10 protein-coding genes are annotated in these 8,783 nt (G+C 61.2%); 5 read left to right on the top strand and 5 right to left on the bottom strand.

The window, feature by feature from the left end; translation table 11 throughout:
- The first annotated feature begins 147 nt into the window (after positions 1 to 147).
- Entirely contained in the window at positions 148 to 1,251 is a 1,104-nt protein-coding gene (locus tag JNL55_RS15880; protein WP_293855374.1) for a sensor histidine kinase, read from the top strand.
- On the top strand, positions 1,248 to 1,973 hold the full coding sequence (locus tag JNL55_RS15875; protein WP_293855371.1) for a LytR/AlgR family response regulator transcription factor: 726 nt from the start codon (positions 1,248 to 1,250) through the stop codon (positions 1,971 to 1,973). Before JNL55_RS15880 ends, JNL55_RS15875 begins: the two co-directional genes overlap by 4 nt.
- Before the next feature lie 10 nt (positions 1,974 to 1,983).
- On the opposite strand, the gene JNL55_RS15870 is transcribed toward JNL55_RS15875, so the two are convergent.
- Positions 1,984 to 3,912, bottom strand: coding sequence for a serine hydrolase domain-containing protein (locus tag JNL55_RS15870; RefSeq protein WP_293855368.1), 1,929 nt, complete (start codon positions 3,910 to 3,912; stop codon positions 1,984 to 1,986).
- Between the two features lie 172 nt (positions 3,913 to 4,084).
- Here JNL55_RS15870 and JNL55_RS15865 point away from each other — a divergent pair, with 172 nt between their 5' ends.
- Positions 4,085 to 5,101, top strand: a complete 1,017-nt coding sequence (locus tag JNL55_RS15865; protein ID WP_293855366.1) for an SMP-30/gluconolactonase/LRE family protein — start codon at positions 4,085 to 4,087, stop codon at positions 5,099 to 5,101.
- A gap of 2 nt (positions 5,102 to 5,103) precedes the next feature.
- Here JNL55_RS15865 and JNL55_RS15860 read toward each other — a convergent pair whose 3' ends face one another.
- The 3 genes from JNL55_RS15860 to JNL55_RS15850 are packed head-to-tail and all read right to left on the bottom strand — an operon-like array spanning position 5,104 to position 6,715.
- A complete protein-coding gene (locus tag JNL55_RS15860) occupies positions 5,104 to 5,490 on the bottom strand; it encodes an SRPBCC family protein (RefSeq protein ID WP_293855363.1) in 387 nt (128 codons plus the stop codon).
- 2 nt (positions 5,491 to 5,492) lie between these two features.
- Positions 5,493 to 5,852, bottom strand: coding sequence for a VOC family protein (locus JNL55_RS15855; protein WP_293855359.1), 360 nt, complete (start codon positions 5,850 to 5,852; stop codon positions 5,493 to 5,495).
- Between the two features lie 29 nt (positions 5,853 to 5,881).
- Positions 5,882 to 6,715 carry a helix-turn-helix transcriptional regulator gene (locus JNL55_RS15850; protein WP_293855356.1) on the bottom strand — a complete coding sequence of 278 codons (834 nt, stop codon included), beginning with the start codon at positions 6,713 to 6,715 and terminating at the stop codon, positions 5,882 to 5,884.
- Between JNL55_RS15850 and JNL55_RS15845 the strand changes: the two genes are divergently transcribed.
- Both JNL55_RS15845 and JNL55_RS15840 read left to right on the top strand, forming a co-directional pair.
- Positions 6,620 to 7,501: a TetR/AcrR family transcriptional regulator gene (locus tag JNL55_RS15845; protein WP_322111035.1), complete on the top strand. Its 882-nt coding sequence runs from the start codon at positions 6,620 to 6,622 to the stop codon at positions 7,499 to 7,501. The two genes, JNL55_RS15850 and JNL55_RS15845, sit on opposite strands and share 96 nt — an antisense overlap.
- 138 nt (positions 7,502 to 7,639) lie before the next feature.
- The gene (locus JNL55_RS15840; RefSeq protein ID WP_293855350.1) at positions 7,640 to 8,518 is read left to right on the top strand and encodes a hypothetical protein; all 879 of its coding nucleotides are present in this window, start codon (positions 7,640 to 7,642) and stop codon (positions 8,516 to 8,518) included.
- 18 nt (positions 8,519 to 8,536) lie between these two features.
- On the opposite strand, the gene JNL55_RS15835 is transcribed toward JNL55_RS15840, so the two are convergent.
- The coding region (locus JNL55_RS15835; protein WP_293855347.1) for a hypothetical protein at positions 8,537 to 8,783 on the bottom strand (247 nt) is incomplete at its 5' end.

The following is an 8,783-nucleotide window of genomic DNA, read 5'->3' as shown; positions in this document are numbered from 1 at the left end:
CATCAACCAAATGTAATCGCCCAGCCAACAGCTGCGGCGAACGGCCGCCCCCGACCGTTCGCCGCCCATAGCGACCGCTGGCAGCGGATCTGCCGCCGCCCGACCGGCATGCCGTACACTGACCGCCACCGTCAGTCGGGTCCGTGAATGAGTTCCAACGTTGAAACAGGCCTAGCCGCCCGCGCCACGCTTGCGTACTGGGCGTGCCAGTTGCTGGGTTGGGGCCTGAGTATGTTCGGTCAGCTGTCCGGTGCCGTGAGCACCCTCGATCAGCCGCTATCGACCCTGGCGGCCGAGATTGGCACATTGAACCTGCTGGGCTTGTTGTTCACCCACTGGCTGCGGCTGGCGATGAAACGCTATCGCTGGCATCAACTCACGCTCAGCCGATTGTTGTTACGAATGGTGCTGGTGAGCGCGGCGATGGCGATCCCGCTGGCCGTGCTGATGCATTTCATGACCGTGGCCCCGTTGTGGAGCGGGCCCATCGAGCAGATCGAGAAGCTGCCGGCCACGGTGCGTTGGCTGGCTAGCGTCGATCCGCTAGTGCTCAGAGCCGTCAATTGGAGCGTGGTGTTTTTTCTGTGGATGGTGCTGTACCTGTGCATCACTTCGGTGCGCGATCGTCGCTTGGTGGAGTTGCATCAATCGGAATTACGGCGCGCCCTGCAGACCGCGGAGCTGCGAGTACTCAAGTCACAACTCAATCCCCATTTCCTATTCAACAGTTTGAACAGCGTGCGAGCGCTGATTGCCGACGATCCAGTGGCGGCCCAACGAGCCGTGACTCAGCTGGCGCGAACCCTCCGTTACACCTTGCGCTCCGGCCAGGAAGAACTGGTGTCGTTGGAGCGCGAGCTGGAGATCGTCGAGGACTATCTGGAACTGGAATCGCTGCGGCTCGGTGAGCGGCTGCGCATCGAACGGCAAGTCGCGGTGCCCAGCGATCATGCACGCGTGCCGGTGATGTTGTTACAGACAGTGGTTGAGAACGCGATCAAGCACGGCATCGCCGAGCTGCCCGAAGGCGGTGTGCTGAGCATTCGAGCCGAGCTGCGCGATCAGACCTTGATCGTCGAGATCCAGAATCCGCGGCCCGCCGTGCCGGTGGCCTCGATGAATGAAGGCGTTGGCTTGAAGAACGCGGCCGAACGCTTGAATCTATTGTTCGGCAAAGATGCCGGCTTGCAGCTCGATTTGTCTTCGCCGACGCTGGCCGTGGCACGCATTCGGATTCCGCAGACGTCATGAAAGCACTGATTGTCGACGATGAGCCGTTGGCGCGACGTGAGTTGCGCCGCTTGCTGGCCGATTTCGATTGGATCGAAATCGTGGGCGAGGCTGGCAATATCAACGAGGCGCAGAAGGCGGCGGAAGAGCTCACGCCGGAGCTGCTGTTCTTGGACATCCAGATGCCAGGAGGCTCGGGGTTCGACCTGCTCACTCGCATCGAGCACGTTCCCCGCGTGATTTTCACGACCGCGTACGATCACCACGCGGTGCAGGCATTCGAAGTGAATGCGCTGGACTATTTGCTGAAACCCATCGAGCCGGAGCGTCTGGCTGCAGCTCTGTCACGCGCACGCGCGCCGTCTGCATCGAGCAGCGTCGCAACGTCGCGAGTGATCGGTCAGGGTTCGGCGTTCGTCGAGCGTCTGTTTATTCGCGACGGGTCCCGCTGCTGGTTCGTGCCGTTGCGCGAAGTGTGCCTGATGGTGGCGGAAGGTAATTACGTTCGCCTGCATTGGAACGATGCGCGGCCGTTGCTGGCTCGGCCGCTCAGCAGTCTGGAGGAGCGGCTCGATCCGCAGCGTTACTTCCGGGCCAATCGACGGCAGATCGTGAATCTGGAATTCATCGAAAGCGTCGAGATGGGCAACGGCGGCCTGTTGCACGCACAGCTACGCGGCGGCCCGGAAGTGGAGATCTCACGTCGCCAGGCGCGGCTGTTTCGCGCACAGATGAGTGTGTGAGCCCGGCTCATCAATATTCGACGATGAATCGAGTCAGGTTGAAGGCGTAGCCGAACCAGGCGAGGAACACGGCCGAGAGCGCCAGTGCACTGGCCCAAGTGGTGCTCTTCCAGCCGCGATTGGCGGTCCAGGCCAAGGCCGCGTTCCAGAGCGCGACGAGGGCGCCGACGATGCCTAAGAAGCCGACGACATTCATGATGGCGAACAAGGTGTCGAGGCGACCGTCGTAGGCCACGAGATCGCTGGCGCCTTGCACGATGTAGAACCATCCGTACGCGAACAATAGATACAGAACAGCGAAGCCAAGCACGGCGCGCCGAATGGTCAGCTCTCGCCCGGACAGCGCCACAGCTTCACCGCGACGACGACGTCGCCAAGCGTTGATGGGCCATGCAATGACCGTTGTCAGCATCACGACCATAGAGATAGCCAGCGTCGGCATGATCCACGAGGCCGAGCGCCAGGCAGGTACGGGCGTCAACGTGATGACACCGGCGAACAGATCGGTACCGATTTGAACCACGCGGCCGTCCTTCATTTGCGCGGCCAGTCGTTCCTGGCCATCGACTTCACGCCACACGAACGGCTGCACCTCACGCCAGCGCTTCGGTTGGCCATTGAACCCTTTGAGCGCCGGCACTTCGATGGTGCCGTCTTCATGGGCGATGACCTTCATTTCACCGAGCAGGCCGAACAGGCGAAAGAACGTAGTCTCAGAGCGACGAGAGGACTCGTAGTTGCCTGCGACGACGCGAGCATGTTCGAGTGCCGTCGGCGTGGTCGGCTCGTTGGGAATGGGAGCGGGGAAGTAGCGATCCGCGAACTGGGTGAAGAGGGCGTCTCGCAACGGATTGACCGCGCCGTCTTTGCCGGTGCTGTTGAAGGAAAAGAACATCCCGACGCCATCGTCCATGAAAAGCGTCAACGAGCTGTGGAAGAACTGCGTGTCGCCGCCGTGTTCCAAAACGCGATGGCCGTTGCGATCCCGCTCGAAGAAGCCCATCGCCATACCCAAGGTGGGCGGCGTTTTGCGAAGCATGGTGGTATGCATGCGCTTGGCAGTCTCGGCGCCGAGCAACTCCGGCGCACCACCGTTCGGTGCTTGCAGATGCGCGATCATGAAGCGCGCCATGTCAGCGCCGGTGGTCGAGATGCTGCCGGCGGGAGCGGGGCCGACCAGCTCGAAATACTTCGCTGGTCCCGAGCCGACGGCGTAGCCCTTCGACATCAGCGGGGCCAGAGCCTCGGGCAGCGGCTGACGAAACGTGGAATGTTTCATACCCAGCGGCGTGAAGATGTGACCGTCCAGATAGTCATCGAATGACTCTCCAGACAAACGCTGCACGATGTAACCCTCCACAGCCACGCAGTAGTTGCAGTAGGAAGGCACTTCACCCGGCGGAAATATTCTGCGCGGGGTGGTGGTCTTCACTACTGCTTCGAGCGAAGGCAGTGCTGCGGGATCCGACGCCATCAACGAACGCACGCGGCCTTCAAAACCCGCGGTGTGAGTCATCAAGTCGTAGGTCGTCACTGGCTTGCCGAAACCTTCCGGAATCGGAAAGTCGATGTACTTGGCGATGTCCGCGTGCACATCGAGCTTGCCTTGTTCGACCTGCTGCATCACTGCGGTGTGAGTGATGAGCTTGCCCACCGAGCCGGCGCGAAACAGCGTGCGCTCCGGGTCGACTGGCTTCTTGGCTGCGACATCGGCGTAGCCATAGCCTTTTTGCAGCAGGATCTCGCCGTTCTTGACGACAGCGATGACGCCGCCGGCGATGTCGCCCTGAGCCATCGAAAAAGGCAAAAAGCCATCCAGCCACGCTTCCAGATCGGCGCGGGTCAACTCGGGCGGTACGGTTGCCGGTGCGTCGTTGGCGACGGCCACGGTGGCGATAGCGCTGAGAAGAGTCGTCCAGGCCAAGGAGCTGAAGCGCACGTTGCTATCCTTCGATCAGGGGGCGGATGCCGTGCACTGTAGAGGGGAAGTGGGCCGGTTCCGGGATGGCATGTCGAACGGTTCGGATGCCGTGCCGAATGGCTCGCCCCGGCCCCTTCGATAGATGGGTTCGGCTATGATCGGAGCGCATGTCGAACTGCAGGAGGGAGCGATGTTTCGTCGTACGCTGCTGGGATTGGCGCTGGCGCTGAGCTTGTCGACGGGGTCAGGAGAGAGGGCGATGGCGAAAGACGTGGCGGTGCTCGGCAAGATCGAGCGGCTCGATCCGGCGTTCGATTCGCTGGTGGCGCCGGGCGCGGCCATTGAATTGCTGGCCGAGAAAAAGTTCGAATGGTCGGAGGGGCCGATCTGGGATGCAGCCAATCGCCGCCTGCTGTTCTCCGATATTCCTAGAAACATGATTTGGCAATGGTCCGAGAGCGGCGGCCTGAAAAAGTTTCTACAGCCGTCGGGCTATACCGGCACCGCGCCGTTTCCTGGACATGAGCCGGGTTCCAACGGCTTGATATTCAACTCCGCCGGCGAGCTCTTGTTGTGTCAGCACGGCGACCGTCGTGTCGCCAAACTCAGCGGCGGCAAGTTCGTCACGCTGGCGGATCGATATCAGGGCAAGCGGTTGAATAGCCCGAATGATTTGATCATCAAGGCCAACGGCGATGTTTATTTCACTGACCCGCCGTATGGCTTACCCAAAGTCGGCGACGATCCAGCCAAGGAGCTGGATTTCCAAGGGGTGTATCGTCTGAACTCTCGCGGTGAGCTGACGCTGCTGACTAAGGAGTTGAGTCGGCCCAACGGGTTGGCGTTCTCACCCGATGAGCGCACGTTGTACGTTGCCAATTCCGATCCGGACAAAGCGATTGTCATGGCCTATCCCGTGAAGGGCGATGGCACACTCGGCGCCGGCAAGCTTTTCTTCGACGCCACCAAGGCGGCACAAGCCAAACAACCAGGTTTACCCGACGGCATGAAAGTCAGCCGCGATGGCACTGTCTGGGCTACTGCTCCCGGCGGCGTACTGGTCTATTCTCCAGCCGGCAAGCATCTCGGCACGCTCGCAACCGGCGTGCCCACCGCAAACCTGGCGTTCGGCGACGACGGCAGCACGCTGTACATCACCGCGGACAAAAACCTGGCGCGAGTGAAGACCAAAGTGAAAGGCTGGTGAGGCTAGCCGAACGTGCGCTTCATCGCGGCCAGCCCTTGCTCGATCATGCCGGCAATCATCGGTGCTGCTTCGTGTGGCAGTAGGTCTGCAAGCCATACGCCACGTGTTTTTTCGCCTTCGGGGAACAGCTGAAACGACGCGTTGTGATGCGTGAGTTGGGTACCGACAGTGGACCAACACACGCGATGCTGTTGCTCGTCGACATCGACGATCAGCTCTTTGACGACCATGCCATTGCCGAACGTCACAACACGCGCGCCCGGCTCGAGCTTCGTGTCTACGACGAAACCCGGCACCAGGCGCGTGTGTAACGCACCGATGTCGCGAAGGGCGTCCCACACCTGAGGGACGGGAGCATTCAAAACGACTTCGCGACGGATGCAAGCCATGATCAGCCCTCCGAGAGGCACACGGCTTCGATATTGTTCCCGTCCGGATCGATCAGGAATGCAGCGAAGTACGTAGGACTGTAGTCGGCGCGCACACCGGGCTTGCCATTGTCGCGGGCGCCGGCTTCCAAACCAGCTCGATAGAAGCGTTCCACCGCGGCACGGCTGGCAGCACGAAACGCCAGATGAGTGCCTGCCGTTTCCTTACCTTTGGTCTCATGCAACCACAATGAGGGCGAGCCCTTGGGCCCGAAGCCAGTCCCTGAATCGTCCTGAACATGGCCCAAGGGCGCCAGGGCGGCGCGATAAAACCGACGGGCGAGTTCCAAATCGCGAACGTGTAGGCCGACGTGATCGAACATAGCGGTCTCCTGGGTGAAGGAGCCAAATGCTAGGTTCGCGGCAGTCCCGATTCTTGGAGAAAATTGCGATTGCCCCGGGCCGCGTGGCGGAAGGCCCGCGGTGAGGCGCCGGCGGCACGGCCGAAGGTGCGGACGAAATTGGAGACATCGTTGAAGCCGACACCCAGCGCCACATCGATAATCGGCTGCTCGCTCTCAACCAACAATCTCGCCGCATTCCGCAGTCGGGCTCGAACCAGATATTGATGCGGCGTCACGCCGACAACAGCCGAGAACACTCGTAGAAAGTGATAACTGCTCAATCCAGCCACCTTCGCGGCAGCCAGTAAATCGATATCGTCACGAGCGTTGGCATCGATCCATAGCGCCGTTTCAACCGCTCTGCGCCGGTCGCGCGAGTGCAGCTTCGATGTGCCTGCAGCTTTGCCGGTGGTCACCTGGGCCAGTCGAGCGCCGAGCATCAATCCAAGTTCATCCAGGCCGACATCGCTATCGGCGTTCGCAGCCGTCTGCGCCCATTCGCCGAGTACCATCAGCTCAGCAACCGGCGGCAGCGCGCCGACGCGCCACTGCGCTCGGCAGCCGATCTCATCGATGGCCTCGGACGTGTATTGAAAGGACAGGCACTCATCGCCGCCGTGATGATGCTCATGCGTACACATGTACTCATCGCCGGGATGGCCCACCAGCACCGAGCCGGCCACCAGCTCGAACGACTGGTCGAGCCAGCGATAGCCGAACGAGCCTTTGCGCACATAGGAAATGGAATGCTTGGCGTGACTCTCGGTGAACGGACGATCCGAGGGGCCACAAGGGCATCGATAGTCGATGACCGTGACCGGGCCGGATTGCAGAGTACGCATCGCGGGTTTCACGGGCGGATTTTATCACCGGAAGGCCTGCGCCCGGGAGGGCAGGACGGTAGGATTCGGCCAGGGAGTCCGAATATGCCAAAACAGAACACTAAATCGGTCCGCCGACCCTCGACCACCGCAAAAACACCCCGGGCGAGGGCCACGGCAAGGCAGACCAGCGCACGCCCGAATCTTCGTGCCCAGCAGTTGGAAACCAGCCGCTCGGGAATTCTGCAAAGTGCCTTGATGCATTTTGCCCGGCACGGCTTTGAAGGTGCATCACTGCGCGATATCGCTGCCGATGCCGATGTCGCTCACGGCATGATCCGGCACATCTACGGCAGCAAGGAAGAAGTCTGGCGCGCGGCCATCACGTTCTTGTTCGATCGACTGGATCGAGAGGTCAACCTGGACGACGAGGTGCAAGCCGGTCGTAGCGATCGCGAGCTGTTCACGACCTATGTGCATCGTTACGTGCGTTACTGCGCCAGCCATCCCGAACACGCGCGGATCATGATCCAGCAGTCGGGCCGCAAAGGGCCGACGCTCGATTGGGCGGTCCAGCGTTTCATCCGTGCTCGGCACAAGGTCGCTGGCCCGGTCATCGAACGACTCTGCGCCAAGGGTGAGTTACCCAACGTCGATGCCTATTCTCTTGCCTTCAGTCTGGCAGCCAGCTGTCAGTTGTATTTCGTGCTCGCCTGCGAGGTGAAATCGCTCGCGGCACGCGACGTGTTCCGCCGCGAACAAGTCGAGAAGCACGCGCGAGCCGTGGTGCAAATCTTCTTGCGTTGACCGATTCAGGCATTGCGCCGAGCGGGCAGCGGTGTACCATTCGTTATACAAGTGGATAACGAAAACCGGCTGCGAGCGGGTATCGGTTCCGGAGGCTCCTCGAAGCCCTCTACCTAACTCCGGACAGGGGGAATCAGGATGAGCATCTCGAAACGGATCGTGGGTTCATGGCGCGCCGCTGCGCTGGCGGCTGGGATCGTCGCAATAGGATTGACCGGCGCGATACGCCCGGCGATGGCGGCCAGTGCCATCGAGACCACTTACAAAACCGCCGGCTCGTTTGCCGTCAGCACGTCCATCGTGACGTCGGGCGGCGCGACTTATAACTTGTACTATCCAACGGCCTTGGGCAGCGGCGGTTTGCGCCACCCCATCATTACTTGGGGCAACGGCACCAATGCCACGCCCAGTAACTACTATGGCTTGCTGAATCATTTGGCGTCGTGGGGCTTCGTGGTGATCGCCGTTGACGATCCCACCACCGGCACTGGAGCGGAAATGCTTACAGCAGCGCAGTACATGGTGGCCAGGGACAGCGATGCCAGCAGCATCTTTTATCAGAAGCTGAACACCGCCAAGGTCGGCGCAGTGGGCCATTCGCAGGGCGCGGGCGGCACGGTGAATGCCACCAATCATTCCAGCGGCTTGATCAAAACCGCAGTGACGGTGGCGCTGCCGAACTCGATCTGGGTCGGTGCCGGCGATGAGTACTATGTGGATCAGCTCACCGTGCCGGTGTTCTTCCTCGGCGGTTCCACCGACGTCATCATTGCTTCGCCGGCGACTCAGACGGGTTACTACGGTCAGGTTCCCGGTGCCGCAGCGGTGGCGGTGTTGAAGGGCGCAGGCCACAACACGATCCAGCAGACCGGCGGCAACTTCCTCGGTTATATCAACGCGTGGCTCATGTATACCCTGCGCGGTGACACGACTGCGCGTGGCGCGTTTGTCGGCGCGACGCCCGAGATCAATACCAACACGTCCTGGAGTAATCAGGCAGAGAAGAATCTGCCCTGAGTAGGGGCGAGGGCCGCTTCAGAGGAAGCGGCTCTCTTGAACCACGCGATTCGGCGGTGCCACGGCCACGCCCGCACGCTGAATGGCATCGAGCATGCGAGCCAACGCGTCGCTCGACACGGTGCCCCAGCCTTCGCCATCCAGCCCGTGAAATACCAGGACTAGCCAGCCATCCTCATCTTGGATGAAACGTTGAATACGACGCTCGGCAATGCCGTCCGCGTCCGGCGGTGGGAAGGTCGTACAGTCGATAGGTTTGCCGTGT

The sequence above is a fragment of the Steroidobacter sp. genome (assembly GCF_016790065.1).
Lineage (GTDB): Bacteria > Pseudomonadota > Gammaproteobacteria > Steroidobacterales > Steroidobacteraceae > Steroidobacter.
This window is presented reverse-complemented; position numbering and strand designations above follow the sequence as displayed.